This window comes from Streptomyces sp. CT34 (genome assembly GCF_000805335.1).
Taxonomy (GTDB): domain Bacteria; phylum Actinomycetota; class Actinomycetes; order Streptomycetales; family Streptomycetaceae; genus Streptomyces.
The window spans coordinates 1,094,265-1,114,005 of the sequence record NZ_KN708638.1 but is presented as its reverse complement, the minus strand read 5'-3'; the positions used below and the strand labels follow the sequence as shown (position 1 = coordinate 1,114,005).

The window sequence follows — 19,741 nt, the reverse complement described above, 5'->3', positions numbered from 1 at the left end:
GGCCCGCCCCGCCGTCGGGGCTCAGGCCGCCGGGAGTGCGGCCTCGATGGCTGCCACCAGTTCGTCCGCCTCCGGTTCCGTGCGCGGCCGGAAGCGGCCGGTGATCTTCCCCGTGTGGTCGATGAGGAACTTCTCGAAGTTCCACTGCACATCACCCGACGCCCCCTCGGCGTCCGGCGTGGCGGTCAGTTCGGCGTACAGCGGGTGCCGCCGTTCGCCGTTGACGTCGGTCTTCTCGAACAGCGGGAAGCTGACGCCGTACGTCGTCGAGCAGAAGGTGGCGATCTCCTCCGCGCTGCCGGGCTCCTGACCCGCGAACTGGTTGCTGGGGAAGCCCAGCACGCTGAAACCGCGGCCCGCGAACCGCTGCTGGAGCCGCTCCAGGCCCTCGTACTGCGGGGTCAGCCCGCACTTGGACGCCACGTTCACCACCAGCAGGGCCTTGCCCCGGTAGTCGGCGAGGGAGGCGGGCTCACCGGTCAGGGTGTGCAGCGGGATGTCGTACAGGTTCATGGTGGGGCTCCTCGGTGCGGTGCCGCGGGTAGGAACGGTCATCATCGCTCCCAACAGCGGTGCCCGGCCTGGTCTTCCCCGGATCGTCGATCGGCCAGGACACGGCCGGCCGCAGTGCGCCGGCCCGCCACTCCTTGAGGAGCTGGTCGAAGATCGGTGTGTCCTCGTAGGGGCGCCGGGGGACCGGTGGCGGCAGCCGGGGTGGCTGGTGCGGGAGGGAGATGCGTTGAAAGGGGTGGCCCGAGGTCTTCTTGACGTCCATGCCCGGACTCAACACCAAATCGTCCCGCGAGTTGCGGGACCCGGCCGGTGCCGGCGTGAGATGCCCCTGCGGCGGTGACCGTCAGAAGATACGTTCCAGGGCCGGCGGGACGCCCCTCCGTCCCGCCGGCCCCGTCCCCCCGGTCGCCTCACGCGGTCTGCGCCGGCCGGGTCACTCGCGGCACAGCAGGCCGCCCAGCACCTCCCGGAGCGCCCCCTCCGGGTCGGCCACCCGGCCCTCCGCGCGCCAGGCCACGAAGCCGTCGGGACGCACCAGTACCGCGCCCTCCGGAGCCGTCCCGTGGACCTCGGCCCACTCGGCGCCGTCCTCGGGAGCCAGGTCGGTGTCCGGGCCGTCGCCGATGCGGTAGTGGTCCAGGCGCGCCGACCAGTGCCGGGCGGCGCTCTCGGCGGCGGCGCGCCACACCGCACCGTCCTCGGGACCGGTGAGCAGGACGAAGGACCGCTCGTAGAGGTCCAGGGTGGAGCGGCGTCGGCCGGAGTCGCGCAGCCACATATGAGGGGCGCGGGTGCCGGGCTCGCCGGTCAGGCGCATCTGCTCGGGGACGACCGGCAGGTCGGGGTCGGCGCCGATCACCGCGCCCTGCGGATAGCAGTAGCCCAGGGCGACGGTGAGCATCCCGCGCTGCCGGCCCGCGCCGGCGTTCGGCGCTGCCGCGTAGCCGGGGTGGCTGTGCTCGGCGGACCGGGCCGAGGCGCGGGCGCTGGTCGCGCGGGCCACCGGCTGCCGCTCCGCCTCGTAGGTGTCGAGCAGTTCGGGGGTCGCGGCGCCCTCCAGTACGGCGGCGAGCTTCCAGGCGAGGTTGTGCGCGTCCTGGATGCCGGTGTTGGAGCCGAACGCCCCGGTCGGGGACATCTCGTGGGCCGCGTCGCCGGCCAGGAAGATCCGGCCGGCCCCGTACCGCTCCGCCACCCGCTCCGCCGCGTGCCAGGGCGCCTTGCCGGTGATCTCAACCGCCATACCGGGTACGCCGGTTGCCCGCCGGATGTGGTCGATGCACCGCTCGTCGGTGAAGTCCTCCAGGGTTTCGCCGCGGTCGGGGTGCCAGGGGGCGTGGAAGACCCAGTGCTCGCGGTTGTCCACCGGCAGCAGGGCGCCGTCGGCCTCCGGGTTCGTCAGATAGCAGGCGATGAAACGGCGGTCGCCGACCGCGTCCGCCAGCTCGGGGGCCCGGAAGGTGATGCTGACGTTGTGGAAGAGGTCGCCGGGGCCGGTCCGGCCGATGCCGAGCCGCTCCCGTACGGGGCTGCGCGGGCCGTCGGCGGCGATCAGGTAGTCCGCGCGGAGGGTGGCGTGCTCGCCGGTGTCGCGGTTCTTGACGACCGCGGTGACCCCGTCCGGGTCCTGGTCGCAGGACATCAGCTCGGTGGCGAACCGCAGATCGCCGCCGTGCTCGCGGGCGCACCGCACCAGCACCGGCTCCAGGTCGTTCTGGCTGCACAGGCACCAGCCGGCCGGGCTGAATCTGGCCAGCCCGCCGCCCGGGTCGATCTCCCGGAACAGCCATTCCTGGTCGTCGCCGGTCAGCGAACGGGCCTGCAGGATCCCGTGGTTGTCGGACAGGACCGAGGCGGCCTCGCGGATCCACCGTTCGGCGCCGGCCACCCGGAACAGCTCCATGGTGCGGACGTTGTTCCCCCGCCCGCGGGGATGCCGCGAGGTGCCCGCGTGCTTCTCGACCAGTGTGTGGGCGATGCCCAGGCGTCCCAGGAACAGCGAGGCGGACAGCCCCACCAGGGACCCGCCGACGATGAGGACCGGGACCCGGTGTTCGACCTTGGCGTTCATTGCGTGCTCCAGCTCCATCGGGCGTACGACAGATGGAGCACGCATGCCCGCCCTGCGGGCTGTTCGATCACGGTTCACCTGCATGGCTCACAGATCTCGCGCAGGCCGTGGCTCTTGGCCACGATCGAATCCGGACCGCCCCCGCGACACGCCGGGCCGGTGGTCCGCCCATCCGGCTCAGTCGCCCGGATCGCACCGGTCCCCCGGACTGCACCGGAACTGACGACGCACCACAGGGGTCTTCGGGCCCCAGAGGAGATGCGTGGACGATGACAACCCTGTCGGAACGAATATCGCAGTCCGCCTTCGACGGTTCCCGACTCCGGGTCGTACTTCTGCTGGATCTTGAGGAAGGTGCCCAACAGCGCTTCCTCGAAGCCTACGAGCAACTGCGCAACCAGGTGGCCTCCGTACCCGGGCACCTCTCCGACCAGCTGTGCCAGTCCATCGAGAACCCCTCCCAGTGGCTGATCACCAGCGAATGGGAGAGCGCGCCGCCCTTCCTGGCCTGGGTCAACAGCGAGGAGCACGTCAAGATGGTCCAGCCGCTGCACGACTGCGTCCGCGACACCCGTTCCCTGCGCTTCAGCGTGCTGCGCGAGACCTCGAACCCCGCCGGCCTCACCCCCGAGCCGTCCAAGGGCCGGCTCCAGGTCAGCCCCCGCGTCGGTGACGGAGTGGTCCGGCACGCCCTGACCTTCACCGTGAAGCCGGGCAGTGAGCCGGTGGTCGCCGAGATCCTCGCCGGGTACACCTCCCCGGAGTCCCGGGTCGACGACACCACCCGGCTGCGCCGCACCTCCCTCTTCATGCACGGCAACCGCGTCGTACGGGCCATCGAGGTCCAGGGCGACCTGATCGCCGCGCTGCGCCACGTCTCCCGGCAGCCCGAGGTCCGCGCCGTGGAGGAGGCCATCAACCCGTACCTGGAGCAGGACCGGGACCTCGAAGACCCCAACTCCGCCCGGGTGTTCTTCACCCGTGCCGCGCTGCCCGCGGTGCACCACGTGGCGGCGGCCGGCCACGAGCGCGAGCGGGTACGGCGGCACGGGCTCCTCTACCCGGCCAGGCCGGGCTTCGGTATGACGCTGGCCAAGATGCTGGCCCGTCAGGACGAGGAGGCCGCCGACGACCCGGAGTGCCCCATCCAGGGCAGCACCGTCTTCCAGCGCGACGACATCGTCGTCCGGCTCGTCGACCTGCGGGTCCCCATCGAGAGCGACCCCGTGACGGCCCTCGGGGCGCGCGGCCCCCGCAAGATCGCCGTGCTGCGCCGGCTGCTCGACACCGACGTGGCCGGCGGCCTGTCCAACGACCGCGAGCTCGCGCACTTCCTGGCGCGTGCCGACATGGACCTCATCACCGACCGCTGGGCTCCGGGCGCCTGACGGCGTCCGCCTGTCCGCCGTCTGCCCGTCGCGGGCGCACCATCCCCATCCGCCGGCACCACGCCCCTGGAGGAATCAGCCATGACCACGTTCCGCCCACGCATCGTGAACCTCAGCGAGACCCAGCCCAACCGCCGGCGCGGAGGTGACCTGCGCGCCATGCTGACCCCCAGTGCGGTGGGCGCCACGAGCGGCTTCATGGGCATGGCACTCGTGCAGCCCGGCGAGCGCATCGGCGAGCACTACCACCCGTACTCCGAGGAGTTCGTGTACGTCGTCCAGGGCGCGCTCGAGGTCGATCTCGACGGCGATTCCTACCCGCTGCGCCCGGACCAGGGGCTGCTGATCCCGCCGTACATACGGCACCGCTTCCGCAACGTCGGGGAGGTGGAGGCCCGGATGGTCTTCCACCTCGGCCCGCTGGCGCCGCGCCCCGAACTCGGGCACGTGGACACCGAGGGTACCGAAGAGGGTTCGGCGCCGGCCCCACCGGAACGGACGGAGCCGGTGTCATGACCCGTCGCGTGGCGGTCACCGGCGTCGGCGTCGTCGCCCCGGGCGGCGTGGGGGTCCCCGCGTTCTGGGACCTGCTGTCCACCGGGCGTACGGCCACCCGCGGCATCACCCTCTTCGACCCGACCGGGTTCCGCTCGCGGATCGCCGCCGAGTGCGACTTCGACCCCGCGGAGCACGGGCTGAGCCGGGAGCAGGTGGCCCGCTCGGACCGGTACATCCAGTTCGCGCTGGTGGCCGCGGCGGAGGCGCTGCGCGAGGCCGGCCTGGGCATCGGGAAGGAGGACCCCTGGCGGATCGGGGTGTCCCTGGGTACCGCGGTCGGTGGCACCACGCGGCTTGAGCACGACTACGTCGCGGTCAGCGAGTTCGGCCGCCGCTGGGACGTGGACCCGCGTCCCGCCGGGCCGTATCTGCACCGGGCGTTCTCGCCCAGTTCGCTGGCCTCGGCGGTGGCGGAGCAGATCGGCGCGCACGGCCCGGTGCAGACCGTCTCGACGGGCTGCACCTCCGGCCTCGACGCGATCGGGTACGCCTTCCACTCGATCGAGGAGGGCCGGGTCGACGTGTGCGTCGCCGGTGCGTCGGACTCGCCGATCTCCCCGATCACCGTGGCCTGCTTCGACGCCATCAAGGCGACGTCCGCCAACAACGACGACCCCGCCCACGCCTCCCGGCCGTTCGACGCCCGGCGCGACGGTTTCGTCATGGGGGAGGGCGGCGCCGTCCTCGTCCTGGAGGAGCTGGAGCACGCCCGTGCCCGCGGTGCCACCATCCACTGCGAGATACGGGGGTACGCGACGTTCGGCAACGCCTACCACATGACCGGCCTGACCCAGGAAGGTCTGGAGATGGCCGAGGCGATCAACCGCTCGCTGGCCCATGCCCGGATCGACCACACCCAGGTCGACTACGTCAACGCGCACGGCTCGGGCACCCAGCAGAACGACCGCCACGAGACCGCCGCGGTCAAGAAGTCGCTGGGCGACCACGCCTACAAGGTGCCGATGAGCTCGATCAAGTCGATGGTGGGGCATTCGCTGGGCGCGATCGGGGCGATCGAGATCGTCGCGTGCGTCCTGGCGCTGACCCACCAGGTGGTGCCGCCGACGGCCAACTACGAGACCCCGGACCCCGAGTGCGACCTCGACTACGTACCGAAGACGGCGCGCGAACTGCGGCTGCGGTCGGTGCTGTCGGTGGGCAGCGGGTTCGGCGGATTCCAGTCGGCGGTGGTCCTGACCCGACAGGGTGGGAGGGCGAGATGATCTCCCCGCGCGAACGTCGCTCCGTCGTCACCGGCATCGGTGTCATCGCCCCCAACGGGCCGAACACCGAAGCCTTCTGGAAGGCCACCAAGGAGGGCATCAGCGTCCTGGACACGGTCACCCGCGAAGGGTGCCGGGACCTGCCCCTGAAGGTCGCCGGCGAGGTGCGCGACTTCGACCCGGGCGAGCTGATCGAGGAGCGCTTCCTCGTCCAGACCGACCGGTTCACGCACTTCGCGATGGCGGCGGCCAACCTGGCGCTGGAGGACGCGCTGCTGGGCTGGGCCGACTACAACCGCACACCGTTCGCGGTGGGCGTGGTGACGGCGGCCGGCTCCGGCGGCGGTGAGTTCGGTCAGCGGGAACTGCAGCGCCTGTGGGGCCAGGGCTCGCGCCATGTCGGCCCGTACCAGTCCATCGCCTGGTTCTACGCGGCCAGCACCGGACAGATCTCGATCCGGGGCGGCTTCAAGGGGCCGTGCGGAGTGGTGGCCAGCGACGAGGCGGGCGGGCTGGACGCGCTGGCGCACGCCTCCCGCTCCATCCGCCGCGGCACCTCCGCCGTGGTGGTGGGCGCCGCCGAGGCGCCGCTCGCCCCGTACTCGGTCGTCTGCCAGCTCGGGTACGAGGACCTGAGCCGGTCCGACGACCCGATCCGCGCCTACCGTCCGTTCACCACCGGCGCCTGCGGATTCGTGCCCGCCGAGGGCGGCGCGATGCTGGTCGTCGAGGAGCAGGCGGCGGCCGAGGAGCGGGGCGCCCGGGCCCGGGCCTTCCTGGCCGGGCATGCCGCCACCTTCACCGGTGCCGCCCTGTGGGAGGAGTCCCGCGAGGGGCTGTCCCGGGCCATCGAGGGCGCGTTGGAGGACGCGCGGTGCGCTCCCGAGGAGATCGATGTCGTGTTCGCGGACGCGCTCGGCGTGGCCTCGGCCGACCGTGCCGAGGCGCTGGCGCTGGCCGACGCCCTGGGCGGCTATGCCGCACGGGTTCCGGTGACGGCGCCCAAGACCGGCATCGGCCGGGCGTACTGCGGTGCTCCGGTCCTGGACATCGCCGCCGCGGTGCTCTCGATGGAGAGCGACCTCGTGCCGCCGACCCCCAATGTCGTCGACGTCTGCCATGACCTCGACGTGGTGACCGGGAAGCCGCGCTCCGCCGATCTCCGGACGGCGCTGGTGCTGAGCCGGGGACTGATGGGCTCCAACGCGGCGATGGTGCTGCGCCGGGGCGACAAGTCCCCCTCGTGAGAAGGAGATTCCCATGACCGCTCGACTGACTCTCGACGAGCTGGCCCGGCTGATGAAGTCGACCGCCGGGCTGACCGTCGACCCTCAGGACATGGCGAGTCGGCCCGACGCGACCTTCGCCGAGTTCGGCCTGGACTCGCTGGGTCTGCTCGGCATCGTGGGCGCACTGGAGAACCGGTTCGGCCGGCCGCTGCCCGCCAACTCGGAGCGTGCCAGGACGCCGCGCGACTTCCTCGACCTCGTCAACACCGACCCGGTATCTACGACAGGAGCATGACATGTCCGGTCACACCGAGAACGACATCACCATCGCCGCCCCCCTCGACCTCGTCTGGGACATGACCAACGACCTGGAGAACTGGCCCCACCTCTTCAGCGAGTACGCCTCGGTCGAGGTGCTCGAACGGGACGGCGACCGGACCACCTTCCGGCTGACCATGCACCCCGACGAGAACGGCACGATCTGGAGCTGGGTCTCGGAGCGGGTGATCGACCGCAGGTCGCGCACCGTCCGCGCCCGCCGCGTCGAGACCGGTCCCTTCGCGCACATGGACATCCACTGGAAGTACACGGAGATCCCGGGCGGCACGTCCATGCGCTGGATCCAGGACTTCGCCATGAAGCCCGAGGCCCCGATCGACGACAAGGGCATGACCGAGCACATCAACCGCAACTCCCGGATCCAGATGGAGCTCATCCGGGACCGGATCGAGCAGCGGGACCGCGAACTCCGCTCCGCCGCCCCGGTCAACTGACGTCCCGACACGACGCGTTCGCACCGCCGGCAGGCGGCAACGAAGGGATCTTCCCGATGCACCACGCTCTGATCGTCGCCCGGATGAAGCCGGGCTCGGCCCAGGACATCGCCGAGGTCTTCGCGGCCTCGGACCGCACCGAGCTTCCCCACCTCGTGGGCGTCAACCGGCGGACCCTCTTCCAGTTCGGCGATGTCTATCTGCACCTCATCGAATCCGACCGGCCGCCCGGTCCGGAGATCGCCAAGGTGCACGACCACCCCGAGTTCCGCGGCATCAGCGAGCGGCTGTCCGCGTACGTCAGCGCGTACCACCCGGAGAGCTGGCGCAGCCCCAAGGACGCGATGGCCCAGGAGTTCTACCGCTGGGAGCGCGACGGCGCCCGCTGACGGCGGCCCGGACGCGACCGGCGCGCTCCCCGCCCACCGGCGGAATGCGCCGGTCGTGCCGTGCGGGCCGCGGCACCGTGCACCGTCACTCGGGCACGGTGCACTCGAAGGCGTGCAGATACGGGTTCACGACGAGGATGTCGTGGACCAGCAGACCGGCCTCGGCCATGTGGCTCACCAGGCTCTCCTTGGAGTGCTTGGCCCCGCCGACGTTCAGGAGCAGCAGCAGGTCCATGGCGGTGGTGAACTTCATCGAGGGGCTGTCGTCGACGAGGTTCTCGATGATCACCACCCGGGCACCGGGCCGGGCCGCCTCGACGACCCTGCGCAGCGTCCTGCGGGTGCTCTCGTCGTCCCATTCCAGGATGTTCTTGATGAGGTAGAGATCGGCCTGTACGGGGATGTCCGCACGGCAGTCGCCGGGCACGATCCGCGCCCGGTGCGCCAGTTCTCCGCCCTCCCGCAGCCGGGGGTCGGCGTTCGCCACGACCTCGGGCAGATCGAGCAGGGCGCCGCGCAGCGTCTCGTGCTTCTCCAGCAGGGCGGCCAGCACCTGGCCCTGGCCGCCGCCGATGTCCGCGACCGACGACACCCCGGTGAGATCGAGGAGTTCGGCGATGTCCTGCGCCGACTGCTTGCTGGAGGTGGTCATCGCCCGGTCGAAGACCTGGGCGGAGTCGCGGGCGTCCTGGTGGAGGTAGTCGAAGAACCCCTTGCCGTACAGGTCGTCGAAGATGCTGCGGCCGGAGCGCACCGCTTCGTCCAGCCGGGGCCAGGCCGCCCAGGTCCACGGCTCGGTGCACCACAGGGAGATGTAACGCAGGCTGTTCGGCGCGTCGTCGCGCAGCAGCCGGGACATCTCGGTGTGGGCGAACTCCCCGTCCGCGGTCTCCTCGAAGATCCCGTAGCAGGCCAGCGCGCGCAACAGCCGTCGCAGCGCCCGTGGTTCGGTGTCCACCGCGGCGGCCAGTTCCGCCACACCGGCGGGCTGTTCCCCCAGCGCGTCGGCCACGCGGAGCCGGGCCGCCGCCCGTACGGCCGCCGCGCACGCGGCTCCGAAGACGAGTTCCCGCAGCCGCATGGCCGGCTGGGGGGTGGAACCTACGGTGGTCATGCCGCCTCTATTCTCCCGTTGATCGTGACGCGTGCGCCGGGCACAGGCCGGCCGGTCGGGATGTCCGGCAGATGTTGCGGACGAATCGGTTCCCCCGGCCGTCCGGGTCCTTGTCGACCAGATCCGCCGGCGAGTTGCGCAGTACCACGTTGTCGCGCACGAGATTGCGCTCGTTGAGGGCGTTGACATAGCTGTGGAAGAGCACGATGCCGCCCGAGAGCGGGGAGTTGCCGCCGTTTTCCCGGACCAGGTTGCGCTCGACGAGCGCGTCCTCGACGCCGGTCAGGACGATGCCGGAGCCCTGGACGGCCGGCAGGCGCCTGGTCGCGGGGCAGGACTTGTTGTTCCGGGACGCCTCGTTCTCCGCGACGGTCACCGCCCCGGCCCGGGGGTGGTTCTCGTCGCCGACGACGAACATCCCGACGCAGTTCCCCATCAGGGTGTTGCCGGCGACCAGCAGGTTGCGCAGGCGCCGGACGGTCAGGCCGATGCGGTTGCCGGTGAGACGGTTGTCGGTGATCAGCGTGCCGCGGGTGTCGATGGCCCCCACATGCGCGTCGGCGACGTTCGCCAGGAAGATCCCCGCATCGCCGCTCCCCGTCGCTTCGTTGCGCCGCACCGAGCTGCGCACCGACTTCTCCACTCCGATTCCCCACCGGCCGTTGTGCCGGGCGGCCACGTCGTGGACCGTCAGCCGCTCGGTCCCCGACGCCCACAGGCCGTTGCGCCGGAAGTCCTCGACGATCAGCGAGCGCACCTGGACGTCCCGGACGGGGGCGCCCTTGGTCCCGGTGACGCAGATGCCGTCACCGGTCCGCCCGCAGGGGTTCTCGGCCCGCGTCCCGGCGGGCCGGAGCACCGTCTTGTCGTCCACCCCGCGCAGCGTCAGGTGCGACGTGGTGATCAGGACGCTCTCCCGGTAGATGCCGGGCAGGACGACGACCGTGTCGCCCGGGTGGGCCGCGTCCACCGCCCGCTGGATCGACTCTCCGGGACGGACGACGATCCGCCCGCCGGCGCGGTGCGGGGCGGCCTGGGCCGGCGGGGCGGCCACCGGCCAGCCGGCCAGGACCGCTGCGACGCAGCCCAGGGAGACCGTCTGTCGTCGCGTCATCTTTCGTAGCGCCATGAGGCGAAGCTATGGGCGATCACCACCGCTCGCCACATGTGCTAACCCGTTGACGGCGGTCGGTGCGGCAGTTGTGCTCTCCGGCCGCGCGGTGCTCGTACGCGGCGGCCGGCCCGGGGCCGGACCCCGCGGCGGGGCCGGGATCGGACGGAGTGTCAGCTCGACGGCGCCCGGTCGGGCACCGTCCCGGAGCGGGCGACCGACGCCTCGATGCCGTCCAGGACGACCGCGAGCCCGACCTCGAAGGTCCGCTTCGCCTCGCGCTCCAGATACGGCGTGTCGTCCGCCGGCGGTGCCGCGCCCTCGGTCTCCAGGCGGACCAGCAGCGGGAAGCGCTCCGCGAAGTCGGGGGCCACCTCGGTCAGCATGCCGGAGCGGGCCTGCCACCAGTCCTCGTCCGGTACGCCCGTGGCGGGGGGGGGGAGCCGGGACTCGGCGACGGTCTGTGCGGAGCCGCGGACGAAGTGGAACAGCACGCCGACGATCCGGCGCAGTACCGCGGAGCCCAGCCCGGTGGCGTACAGCACCCCGAGCAGGGACTCCAGGGCGGCGTACTCGTTGGGGCCGAGGACCGGCCGGGCCTGGGAGACCTGGAGCACCCACGGGTGGCGCAGGTAGAACTCCCAGGTGTCCGCCGCCCAGGACGCCGCCGCGGCCCGCCAGCCCGCCGACAGGTCGTAGCCGGTGGGGAGTTCGGCCAGCGCCCGGTCGTACATCAGGTCCACCAGCTCGTTCTTGCCGGGGACGTAGGTGTACAGCGCCATCGCCGTACGGCCCAGCCGCTCACCGACCGTGCGCATGGACAGGGCCGCCATACCGTCCGCGTCGGCCACCGTGATGCCCGCGTCGACGATCGCGTCGACGCTCAGCGCCGGCTTGGGCCCCCGGGGCGTACGCGCCTGGGCGGTCCGCTCGGGGGTGTCGGCGCGCCACAGCAGCGACAGCGAACGGCGGGCGTCGCCCTGGCCCGCGAATACCACCACTTGCAACTCCTTAGGGCGTAAAGTAATGTCGCCGGTCGAATTCTTTACGCCGTAAAGATATCATCCGCGCGTTCCCGAGGAGCTTCGATGACGGCTGTGCCCGTCGCACTCATCCATGTCACCGACGTCCGCCGGATCACTCCCCGTATGGTCCGGGTCACCTTCGCCGGGGAGGGGCTCGACGCCTTCCCCACCTGGCCCGACCAGCAGCTCAAACTGCTCTTCCCCAAACCGGGCCAACGCGTTCCCCGCCTCCCCGGGACGACCCCGGACGGCGACGCCATGCGCTGGTACCAGGCGTTCCTCGCCATCCCGGAGGAGGAGCGGCCCTGGATGCGCAGCTACACGGTGCGCTCCCACGACCCCGAACGCCGGCGGTTCTCCGTCGACTTCGTCCTGCACGGGGCGCCCGGCGCGGCGCATACGGAGGCCGGTCCGGCGACCCGCTGGGCGGCGACCGCCTCCGTGGGCGACACCCTGGCCCGGTACGGCCCGGCGCCGGAGTACGCCCGGCCGCTGCCGCTCGACGCCCCCGGGCCGATCCTGCTGGCCGGGGACGAGACGGCGCTGCCCGCCATCGGCTCGCTCGCCGCCGCGCTTCCCGCGGGCGCCCGCGCGCTGGCGTACGTGGAGATCGCCGATGCGGCGGAGGAGCAGCCGCTGCCCAGCCGTGCCGACCTCACCGTCCACTGGGTGCACCGCGACCGCGCGCCGGCCGGGCGGAGGGGCGTGCTGCTGGACGCGGTCCGCGCGGCCGGTCTCCCGCCGGACCCGGCCTTCGTGTGGCTGGCCGGTGAGGCGGGCGCGGTGCGGGCGCTGCGTCGCCATCTGACCGGGGAGCGCGGTGTCGCCAAGGACCGGATCGACTTCACCGGCTACTGGCGCCGCAGCCTCACCCAGGACGACGCCCCCACCGAGGACGACCTCGCCGAGGCCCGGGAGAAGGCGGCGGCCTGGGGGCAGGGCGGCTGAGCCAGGGCTCTTCCGGCGGGTCGTGGCGGGGCCCGCCCCCGACCCGCCGGGCAACTCCTAGCCGAGGCGCCGGCCCTCGTCCGCCGCCGACCGGATCAGTACGTCGGTCAGCTCGCCGGGCCGGGACAGCATCGGGTAGTGCCCGGTGTCCAGGTCGAAGAAGCCGACCCGGGGCTCGGTGAGCATCGCGAAGCGGGGGTCGCCGGTGGCCACCAGGGCTTCCACGGTGGCGATGCTCGCGCCGTTGGCGGTGCAGAAGACGCCGGTGGCCGGCAGTTCGGCCGCCGCGCCGGTGAGCCGGAGCGGCCGGGTCAAGGTGGCCAGCGGCTGCGGCGCGGCAAGCCGTTCCAGCCGGTCGCGGGCGGCGGGGGGCAGGCCGGTGAGGCTGCCCCACAGCTGCTCGTCGGTGAGCGGGGGCGGTGGGAGCAGCCATCCCGCGCCGAGTTCCCCGGCCCGGTGCAGCAGCCGGTCCCGTAGCGCCGGGTCGGGCATCACGTCGAACGCGGTGTCGCCGTCGGCCGGCATGCCGGTGTCCAGGTAGACGACCCGGTCGACCCGGTCCGGGCGGCGGTCGGCGGCGCCCAGGGCGGGGAGCAGGCCGTAGCAGTGCCCCACGACCGCCGCGTCCCGCGGCTGTTCGTGGTCCAGGACCTGCACGATGTCCTCGATGTGCGTCTCCAGGTCCGTGTCCCGGCCGGCCAGATGCCGCCGGTCGCCCATCCCCGTGAGCGTCACCGGGTACGCCTCGTGCCCCCGCTCCCGGAGCCGCGCGGCGACCTCGCGCCAGATCCAGCCGCCGGTATAGCCCCCTGATACCAGAACGAACGCGGTCATCCTCGCTCCTCGCTGTCGTGACGGTGCCCGGCCGGTCGTGCCGGACGCGGCTCGCCGGGCGCCGACCGGCCGCGTCCGCCGGGACCGTAGAAGCTCCTGCTACGGGAGATTCAAGGGCCTCGGGCGGGCCCCGGGGACGGCCGGGGAGCGGCGCCGGGCGTTCGTCCGGCGGCCGGTGCACCACCCGTTCAAGCCGCCGGGCTGGTCGACTAGAGTTGAGGAATTCCGCTATTCAACAGATGAACGCGATGGCCGGTCGGCCTGAACGCGGAGGGCATGCGTGGGCGGTTTCGCCGAGTCGGTACGGGAACGGGTGCGTGCGGCACGGGCCGCCGTCGCGGTGGCGCGCACGGCGGACGACGCCTACGCCCTGGCCGTCGCGGAGGACGAGCTGGACGACGCGCTGCGGATCGCGCGCAGCGTCGGCGTCGACCCCGACCGCGGGACCGCGGACGGGGCACCGGGCGGGGCGGCCGAGTGAGCGGCGCGGCGGCGCGGGCGGCTCGCACCGCGTGCGGCGCCACCGGATCCGGGTGACCGCCCATGGCCGGCGCATCGCGACGTAAAGGACCGCCGCCGTGGCGCGCGGTCCGCTCGCGTACCTGCATACCCACGGCCTCCGGTCCGGGCTCCGCACGGCCCTGCCGGGGGCGCCACCACCCGGGCCGCGGTGCGCTGCGCCCGCCGCGCGGACACCGGCGCGCCTGCCCGGAGATCGCCGCCCGCCATCTGGCGTCCCCGCGCTGCGGCGTCCGGCGGGCCCGGGCCACCGCCGTCCGCCCCGGCACCCGGCTGGCGCGGCTGCCCGGCACTCTCCTGGTGACCCACCGCGCGGCGACGTACGAGGCGGCCCGACGCAGCCTGTGGATACGGGTGCTGCTCGGCGTCGCCGTCACCAACCTCGTGCTGGTCTTCCTGGCGCTGGTCGTCTACCTGGGACGGCACGCGGGCACCTGAGCCCCGGCGTCCCGGCCGGTCAGACCCGCTCCCGGGCCCGCCACAGCCACACCGCATCCCGTCCGAACGACCACACCAGCAGCGCCAGCGCCCCCGCCACCGCGGCGAACTCCGCCTCCCGCGGCAGCATCCCCGCCGCCGCCACCACCAGCACGATCCCCTGCACCGCCGCCACCGCCTTGCGTGCCCGGCTGTGCGGCAGCGTGGCGCGCAGCCACGGCAGCGCCCAGGACGCGGCGACGAAGGCGTAGCGCATCGCGCCGATGGCCGGCACCCACGGGCCCAGCGCCTTCGCGACGTATCCGCTCAGCACCAGGATCAGGAACGCGTCGACCTCCATGTCGAAGCGGGCCCCCAGCGGCGTCGCCGTCCCGGTACGCCGGGCCACCCGGCCGTCCACCGCGTCCAGCACCAGCGCGACGGTGGCCAGTCCGATCAGCGCTGTCACCGGAACCCGCCGGTCGAAGGAGTCGGCGACCAGCGCGGTCACCCCGCCGACCAGCGTGGCGCGGGCCAGGGTGACGCGGTTGGCCGGACCGAACGAGTCCGGCCAGGACCTGCGCAGCGCGCGAGTGAGCGCGGCACCGGTGGCCACCGCGAAGACGGACCCCGCCAGCCACCCCGCGGTCCCCAGCCCGACCGCCCGGCAGAGCACCTCCAGCAGCACCAGCTGCGCGACCGCGCCCACGGCGGCGTCCGCGGCGAACGGCCTTGACCCGTACTGCCGTTGTACGGCCATCGTGCCTCCCGGTGCGTCTGGCGGACCCGGCGGGCGCCGCGTATCGTGACGGCGTCACCAAGATCCGCACCGTGCGTCCTCCAGCATCGGCGACGCATCGGCACACCGTCCAGGAGGATTCCGTTGCCGCGCGCCGCCCGGGCATTCTGGCTCGGCTCCCCGGGCGAGGGCGAGATCCGGACCGCCGACCTGCGGCGGCCCGGCCCCGGCGAGGTGCTGGTACGCACGCTCTACTCCGGCGTGAGCCGCGGGACCGAGAGCCTGGTCTTCCGCGGCGGCGTCCCCGAGAGCCAGCACACCGCGATGCGCGCGCCGTTCCAGGAAGGCGAGTTCCCCGCGCCGGTCAAGTACGGCTATCTCAATGTGGGCGTGGTGGAGGAGGGGCCCGAGGAACTGCTCGGGCGGACGGTCTTCTGCCTCTTCCCGCACCAGACCCGGTACGTCGTCCCGGTGGCCGCGGTGACCCCCGTCCCCGACACGGTGCCCGCCGCCCGGGCCGTACTGGCCGGCACCGTCGAGACCGCGGTGAACGCCCTGTGGGACGCCGCGCCGCTGCTCGGCGACCGGATCGCGGTGGTCGGCGCGGGGATGCTGGGCTGTGCGGTCGCCGCCCTGCTGGCCCGATTCCCGGCCGTCCGCGTCCAGTTGGTCGACCCCGACCCGGCGCGGGCCGCCACCGCCGCGGCGCTCGGGGCCGCCTTCGCGCTGCCCGCGGACGCGGACGGCGACTGCGACCTCGTGGTGCACGCCAGCGCCACCGAGGAGGGGCTGGCCCGCGCCCTCGAACTGCTCGCCCCCGAGGGCACGGTGATCGAACTGAGCTGGTACGGCGACCGGCGGATCAGCCTGCCGCTGGGGGAGTCCTTCCACTCCCGGCGGCTGGTGGTCCGCAGCAGCCAGGTCGGCGGCCTCGCCCCGGCCCGGCGCGCCGGCCGCACGTTCGCCGACCGGCTCGCGCTCGCCCTCGACCTGCTCGCCGACCCCGCCTTCGACGCGCTGATCACCGGCGAATCCGCCTTCGAGGAGTTGCCGTCCGTCCTGCCGCGGCTGGCCTGCGGCGAACTCCCGGCGCTGTGCCACCGCATCCGCTATCCGGCGGCCGGGCCGCTCCCCGGATAGCGGCCGGCACCGACCGAGCCATCCGCACCGCGACACCACCCGGAGGAACACCGTGTTCAGCATCACCGTCCGCGACCATCTGATGGTCGCCCACAGCTTCCGCGGCGCGGTCTTCGGGCCCGCGCAGCGCCTGCACGGCGCGACCTTCATCGTGGACGCCACCTTCCGCCGCCCCGAACTCGACGCCGACGACATCGTGGTCGACATCGGCCTGGCCACCCGGGAACTGGGCGCGGTGGTGGGCGAGTTGAACTACCGCAACCTCGACGACGAACCCGCCTTCGCCGGGACCAACACCTCGACCGAGGCGCTGGCCAAGGTCATCGCCGACCGCCTGGCCGACCGGGTGCAGGCCGGCAACCTCGGCGAGGGCGCCCGCGAACTGTCCGGCATCACCGTGACCCTGCACGAATCCCATATCGCCTGGGCCAGTTACGAGCGCACCCTGTGACCCGGCACGGGCCCCGCCGATGACCCGACCCGACGACGCCGCGGAACGGGCCCGGGTGGTGCACGTCGTGCTGCCCGGCGGCATCACCGGCCCGACCGCGCCCAGCGGCGGCAACACCTACGACCTGCGGGTGTGCCGGGACCTCCCGGACCTGGGCTGGCGGGTCCGCCGCCTCGCGGCGCCCGGCACCTGGCCCCGCCCGGACCGGGCCGCCACCGCTGGACTGGCCCGCCGCCTGGCCGAGTTGCCGGACGGCGCCGTCGTCCTCCTCGACGGGCTGGTGGCCTGCGGCGTTCCCGACGTCCTCGCTCCCGAGGCGGCGCGGCTGCGGACGGCCGTCCTGGTACATCTGCCGCTCGCCGACGAGACCGGCCTCGCTCCCGGGGTGGCCGCGGACCTGGACGCCCGCGAGCGGCGCGCCCTGCACACCGTGCGCGCGGTGGTCGCCACCAGCGAGTGGGCCGCCGGCCGGATCCGCGCGCACCACGGGCTGGCGGCGTCCCGGGTCGCCGTCGCCCGGCCGGGAGTTGACGCCGCACCGCAGGCGACGGGCACCGACGGCGCCGGCCGGCTGCTCTGTGTCGCGGCCCTCACCCCGCGCAAGGGCCACCACCGGCTGGTGGACGCCCTGCTGACCCTCGCCGGCGACTTCCCGTGGACCTGCGATCTCGTCGGTGGCGCCGGACGCGACGCCCGCTATGCGGACGAACTGCGGCAGAAGGTGCGGAAATCGGGCCTCGGCGGGCGGATCCGGTTCGCCGGGCCGCGGGCCGCCACCGAGCTGGACGCGTATTACGCCGCCGCCGACCTGCTGGTGCTCACCTCGTACGCCGAGACCTACGGCATGGTGCTCACCGAGGCGCTGGCGCGTGGCATCCCGGTGCTGGCCACGGCCGTGGGCGGCGTCCCGGAAGCGGTGGGGACGGCTCCCGACGGGAGCGTGCCCGGACTCCTCGTACCGGACGGGGAACCGGCCGCCCTCGGTGCCGCGCTGCGGGCCTGGTTCGACGATGCCGGACTGCGGCGGCGGTTGACGATCTCGGCCCGTGGACGGCGTGCCATGCTGGAGGGGTGGGAGATGACGTCGCACGGTCTGGCGGAAGTGCTGGAACGGCTCCGGGACGAGCCCTGGAGCCGGTGACGGGCGGGGCCGGCGGGCCGCGGTTCTGTCCGCAGTGGCTGGAGTTGCGGGAACGGGCCGACGCCGCCGCCCGCGCGCCCGAGCTGCTGCGACCGCTGCGCGGCTGGTCGCCCGCCCTCGATCCGGACGGGATGCCGGACCCGGACGGCCTGGTCATCCGCGACCTGGGCTGCGGTACGGGCTCCATGGGGCGCTGGCTCGCGGTCCGGCTGCCCGGTCCGCAGCACTGGGTCCTCCAGGACCACGACCCGGTGCTGCTGTCCCGGGCCGCCGTGCGCATGCCGTCAACCGCCGCCGACGGCCGGCCGGTTACCGCCGTCGTGGAGCTGGGCGACCTGGCCGCGCTGACCGCCGCCGCCCTCGCGGGCACGTCCCTGGTCACCGCCTCCGCCCTGCTCGACCTGCTCACCCGGGAGGAGCTGGAGCGCGTCGCCGAGGCGTGCACCGGCGCCCGGTGCCCGGCGCTGTTCGCGCTCTCGGTCAGCGGACGGGTCGAACTCACCCCGTACGACCCCCTCGACGCCGAGATCGCCGCCGCCTTCAACGCGCATCAACGCCGGACGGACGGCGGACGGCGGCTGCTCGGGCCGGACGCGGCGTCCGCCGCCGTCGAGGCGTTCGAGCGGCGCGGGGCGACGGTGGTCACCCAGGCCAGCCCCTGGCGGCTGGGCGGGCCCGAGTGCGCGCTGACCGAACAGTGGCTGCGCGGCTGGGTGGGCGCCGCCCGCGCGCAGCGGTCGGGGCTGGCACCGGCGGCCGACGCGTATCTGCGGCGGCGGCTGGAGGCGTGCGCGGCCGGCGAGTTGGGCGTCACGGTGCACCACACCGATCTGCTGGCGCTGCCGGGACCGTACGGGGCGAGAGCCGGGGCCGGGGGATGAACCGCCGGGCCCGGTCCTGGCTGCGGACGTTCGGGGGAGTGGCCATCCTGGCGCTGCTGGTGCGGCATCTGGGATCGGCCGCCTTCCTGGACGGGCTGCGCCGGATCGACGCCGGCACGCTGCTGGCCGGGCTCGGCATCGGTGTGCTGACGACGGTGTGCAGCGCCTGGCGGTGGTGCCTGGTGGCCCGCGGCCTGGGACTGCGGCTCCCGCTGGGCCGGGCCGTCGCGGACTACTACCGGGCACTGTTCCTGAACGCGGCGCTGCCCGGCGGCGTGCTGGGCGATGTGCACCGCGCCGTACGCCACGGCCGGGACGCCGGGGACCTGGGGCGCGGGGTGCGGGCGGTGGTGTTGGAGCGCGCCGCGGGCCAGGTGGTCCTGATCGCGGTGGGCGCGGTGGTGCTGGCCGTGCGGCCGTCGCCCGTGCTGGCGCCGATCGGCCGGGTCGTCGGCGCCCCAGGTGCGGTGCGCGGGGGGCTGCTCGCGGCGGCCGGGGCGGGCGCCCTGGGCGTCGCCGTGGCCGCGCTGCTGCGCCGGCGGGGCCGCGGCGGGAGCGGTGGCCGGGACGGGCGTGGTGTGCGGGTCGCGCTGGCCGAGGCACGGCGGGCGCTGCTCGGCCGGGCCGTCTGGCCGGGCGTCGCGGCCTGCTCCGCCGTCGTACTCGCCGGGTATCTGGGGATGTTCCTGCTGGCCGCCCGGGTCGCCGGAGCGCGGGCGCCCACGGCGGAGCTGGTGCCGCTGGTCGTGCTGGCCCTGCTGGCGATGGCGCTGCCGCTGAACGTCGGCGGCTGGGGGCCGCGGGAGGGCGTCGCGGCCTGGGCGTTCGGCGCCGCCGGGCTGGGCGCGGCACTGGGCCTGGCCTCCGCCGTGGTCTACGGCGTGCTCGCCTTCGCCGCGAGCCTGCCAGGCGCCGGGGTCCTGGTCGTCCGATGGGTCGCGCGGCTACGGTCCGGACGCGGCCGTCCGCAGATCCAGCTCGAAGAGCGTGTCCTCGCCGAGCAGGGCCCGCCGCAGTGGCGGCCGTAGCGCGTCGCGCATCACCGGCGTACCGGGAAACCGCAGGCCGGGGACCCCGTCGCCGAGCAGCACCGGCGCGACGGTCACATACAGCCGGTCCAGCGCCCGCGCCCGCAGGAACCGCGAGACGGTGACCCCGCCGCCCTCGATCAGCACCCGGCCCAGCCCGCGGTCCGCCAGCGCGGCCAGCAGCCGCCGCGGAGCGAACGCCGCGGCGTCCGGCAGCGCCAGCACCTCGACGCCGGCCCCGACGCGCTC

Annotated in this window: 23 protein-coding genes; 15 read left to right on the top strand and 8 right to left on the bottom strand. The window is 73.9% G+C overall.

The genetic code is table 11. The features are described 5' to 3' along the window. Positions 1-21 precede the first annotated feature (21 nt). Both RZ84_RS05050 and RZ84_RS05045 read right to left on the bottom strand, forming a co-directional pair. Positions 22-513, bottom strand: coding sequence for a glutathione peroxidase (locus RZ84_RS05050; protein ID WP_043263262.1), 492 nt, complete (start codon positions 511-513; stop codon positions 22-24). Between the two features lie 433 nt (positions 514-946). Next, positions 947-2,584, bottom strand: a complete 1,638-nt coding sequence (locus RZ84_RS05045) for an FAD-dependent oxidoreductase (protein WP_043263261.1) — start codon at positions 2,582-2,584, stop codon at positions 947-949. A gap of 269 nt (positions 2,585-2,853) precedes the next feature. Here RZ84_RS05045 and RZ84_RS05040 point away from each other — a divergent pair, with 269 nt between their 5' ends. The 7 genes from RZ84_RS05040 (at position 2,854) to RZ84_RS05010 (ending at position 8,144) form a co-directional block, all read left to right on the top strand. Next, the gene (locus RZ84_RS05040) at positions 2,854-3,972 is read left to right on the top strand and encodes a SchA/CurD-like domain-containing protein (RefSeq protein WP_043263260.1); all 1,119 of its coding nucleotides are present in this window, start codon (positions 2,854-2,856) and stop codon (positions 3,970-3,972) included. Between the two features lie 81 nt (positions 3,973-4,053). Beyond that, the gene (locus tag RZ84_RS05035; protein WP_043263259.1) at positions 4,054-4,488 is read left to right on the top strand and encodes a cupin domain-containing protein; all 435 of its coding nucleotides are present in this window, start codon (positions 4,054-4,056) and stop codon (positions 4,486-4,488) included. Next, positions 4,485-5,753, top strand: coding sequence for a beta-ketoacyl-[acyl-carrier-protein] synthase family protein (locus RZ84_RS05030; RefSeq protein WP_043263258.1), 1,269 nt, complete (start codon positions 4,485-4,487; stop codon positions 5,751-5,753). Before RZ84_RS05035 ends, RZ84_RS05030 begins: the two co-directional genes overlap by 4 nt. After that, the gene (locus RZ84_RS05025) at positions 5,750-7,000 is read left to right on the top strand and encodes a beta-ketoacyl synthase N-terminal-like domain-containing protein (RefSeq protein ID WP_043263257.1); all 1,251 of its coding nucleotides are present in this window, start codon (positions 5,750-5,752) and stop codon (positions 6,998-7,000) included. Before RZ84_RS05030 ends, RZ84_RS05025 begins: the two co-directional genes overlap by 4 nt. 13 nt (positions 7,001-7,013) lie before the next feature. Continuing rightward, the gene (locus RZ84_RS05020) at positions 7,014-7,277 is read left to right on the top strand and encodes an acyl carrier protein (RefSeq protein ID WP_043263256.1); all 264 of its coding nucleotides are present in this window, start codon (positions 7,014-7,016) and stop codon (positions 7,275-7,277) included. A gap of 1 nt (position 7,278) precedes the next feature. Continuing rightward, positions 7,279-7,755: an SRPBCC family protein gene (locus RZ84_RS05015; protein ID WP_043263255.1), complete on the top strand. Its 477-nt coding sequence runs from the start codon at positions 7,279-7,281 to the stop codon at positions 7,753-7,755. A gap of 56 nt (positions 7,756-7,811) precedes the next feature. After that, the gene (locus RZ84_RS05010; RefSeq protein ID WP_043263254.1) at positions 7,812-8,144 is read left to right on the top strand and encodes a TcmI family type II polyketide cyclase; all 333 of its coding nucleotides are present in this window, start codon (positions 7,812-7,814) and stop codon (positions 8,142-8,144) included. An 85-nt stretch (positions 8,145-8,229) separates the two neighbouring features. On the opposite strand, the gene RZ84_RS05005 is transcribed toward RZ84_RS05010, so the two are convergent. The 3 genes from RZ84_RS05005 to RZ84_RS04995 all read right to left on the bottom strand — a co-directional run bounded on the left by RZ84_RS05005 (position 8,230) and on the right by RZ84_RS04995 (position 11,370). Next, complete coding sequence (locus RZ84_RS05005; protein ID WP_043263253.1) at positions 8,230-9,258, bottom strand: methyltransferase; 1,029 nt, start codon at positions 9,256-9,258, stop codon at positions 8,230-8,232. A 7-nt stretch (positions 9,259-9,265) separates the two neighbouring features. Further along, positions 9,266-10,387 carry a right-handed parallel beta-helix repeat-containing protein gene (locus tag RZ84_RS05000; protein WP_241777585.1) on the bottom strand — a complete coding sequence of 374 codons (1,122 nt, stop codon included), beginning with the start codon at positions 10,385-10,387 and terminating at the stop codon, positions 9,266-9,268. A gap of 155 nt (positions 10,388-10,542) precedes the next feature. Then, positions 10,543-11,370, bottom strand: a complete 828-nt coding sequence (locus RZ84_RS04995; protein ID WP_043263251.1) for a TetR/AcrR family transcriptional regulator — start codon at positions 11,368-11,370, stop codon at positions 10,543-10,545. Between the two features lie 87 nt (positions 11,371-11,457). On the opposite strand from RZ84_RS04995, the gene RZ84_RS04990 reads away from it, so the two are divergent. Then, positions 11,458-12,342: a siderophore-interacting protein gene (locus RZ84_RS04990; protein WP_043263250.1), complete on the top strand. Its 885-nt coding sequence runs from the start codon at positions 11,458-11,460 to the stop codon at positions 12,340-12,342. Positions 12,343-12,399: 57 nt separating this feature from the next. On the opposite strand, the gene RZ84_RS04985 is transcribed toward RZ84_RS04990, so the two are convergent. After that, on the bottom strand, positions 12,400-13,176 hold the full coding sequence (locus RZ84_RS04985) for an alpha/beta fold hydrolase (RefSeq protein ID WP_043263249.1): 777 nt from the start codon (positions 13,174-13,176) through the stop codon (positions 12,400-12,402). 280 nt (positions 13,177-13,456) lie between these two features. Here RZ84_RS04985 and RZ84_RS04980 point away from each other — a divergent pair, with 280 nt between their 5' ends. Together RZ84_RS04980 and RZ84_RS04975 are read left to right on the top strand one after the other, a co-directional pair. After that, a complete protein-coding gene (locus tag RZ84_RS04980; protein ID WP_043263248.1) occupies positions 13,457-13,657 on the top strand; it encodes a hypothetical protein in 201 nt (66 codons plus the stop codon). A 62-nt stretch (positions 13,658-13,719) separates the two neighbouring features. After that, positions 13,720-14,133 carry a hypothetical protein gene (locus tag RZ84_RS04975; RefSeq protein ID WP_043263247.1) on the top strand — a complete coding sequence of 138 codons (414 nt, stop codon included), beginning with the start codon at positions 13,720-13,722 and terminating at the stop codon, positions 14,131-14,133. Between the two features lie 19 nt (positions 14,134-14,152). Here RZ84_RS04975 and RZ84_RS04970 read toward each other — a convergent pair whose 3' ends face one another. After that, positions 14,153-14,872 carry a CDP-alcohol phosphatidyltransferase family protein gene (locus RZ84_RS04970; RefSeq protein ID WP_043263246.1) on the bottom strand — a complete coding sequence of 240 codons (720 nt, stop codon included), beginning with the start codon at positions 14,870-14,872 and terminating at the stop codon, positions 14,153-14,155. A 123-nt stretch (positions 14,873-14,995) separates the two neighbouring features. Here RZ84_RS04970 and RZ84_RS04965 point away from each other — a divergent pair, with 123 nt between their 5' ends. Genes RZ84_RS04965 through RZ84_RS37880 form a run of 5 tightly spaced genes read left to right on the top strand, consistent with a single transcriptional unit; the run spans position 14,996 to position 19,492 of the window. Continuing rightward, a complete protein-coding gene (locus RZ84_RS04965) occupies positions 14,996-15,991 on the top strand; it encodes a zinc-dependent alcohol dehydrogenase (RefSeq protein ID WP_043263245.1) in 996 nt (331 codons plus the stop codon). A 52-nt stretch (positions 15,992-16,043) separates the two neighbouring features. Next, entirely contained in the window at positions 16,044-16,442 is a 399-nt protein-coding gene (locus RZ84_RS04960) for a 6-pyruvoyl trahydropterin synthase family protein (RefSeq protein ID WP_043263244.1), read from the top strand. A 19-nt stretch (positions 16,443-16,461) separates the two neighbouring features. Continuing rightward, complete coding sequence (locus tag RZ84_RS04955) at positions 16,462-17,583, top strand: glycosyltransferase family 4 protein (RefSeq protein WP_043263243.1); 1,122 nt, start codon at positions 16,462-16,464, stop codon at positions 17,581-17,583. Continuing rightward, on the top strand, positions 17,580-18,464 hold the full coding sequence (locus RZ84_RS37885; protein WP_107068077.1) for a class I SAM-dependent methyltransferase: 885 nt from the start codon (positions 17,580-17,582) through the stop codon (positions 18,462-18,464). The genes RZ84_RS04955 and RZ84_RS37885 overlap by 4 nt, the downstream gene beginning before the upstream one ends. Then, positions 18,461-19,492, top strand: a complete 1,032-nt coding sequence (locus RZ84_RS37880) for a lysylphosphatidylglycerol synthase domain-containing protein (RefSeq protein WP_043263241.1) — start codon at positions 18,461-18,463, stop codon at positions 19,490-19,492. The genes RZ84_RS37885 and RZ84_RS37880 overlap by 4 nt, the downstream gene beginning before the upstream one ends. Here RZ84_RS37880 and RZ84_RS40610 read toward each other — a convergent pair. Beyond that, positions 19,409-19,741: RibD family protein (locus tag RZ84_RS40610; RefSeq protein ID WP_241777584.1), on the bottom strand; the 333-nt coding region annotated here is incomplete at its 5' end. The genes RZ84_RS37880 and RZ84_RS40610 overlap by 84 nt on opposite strands.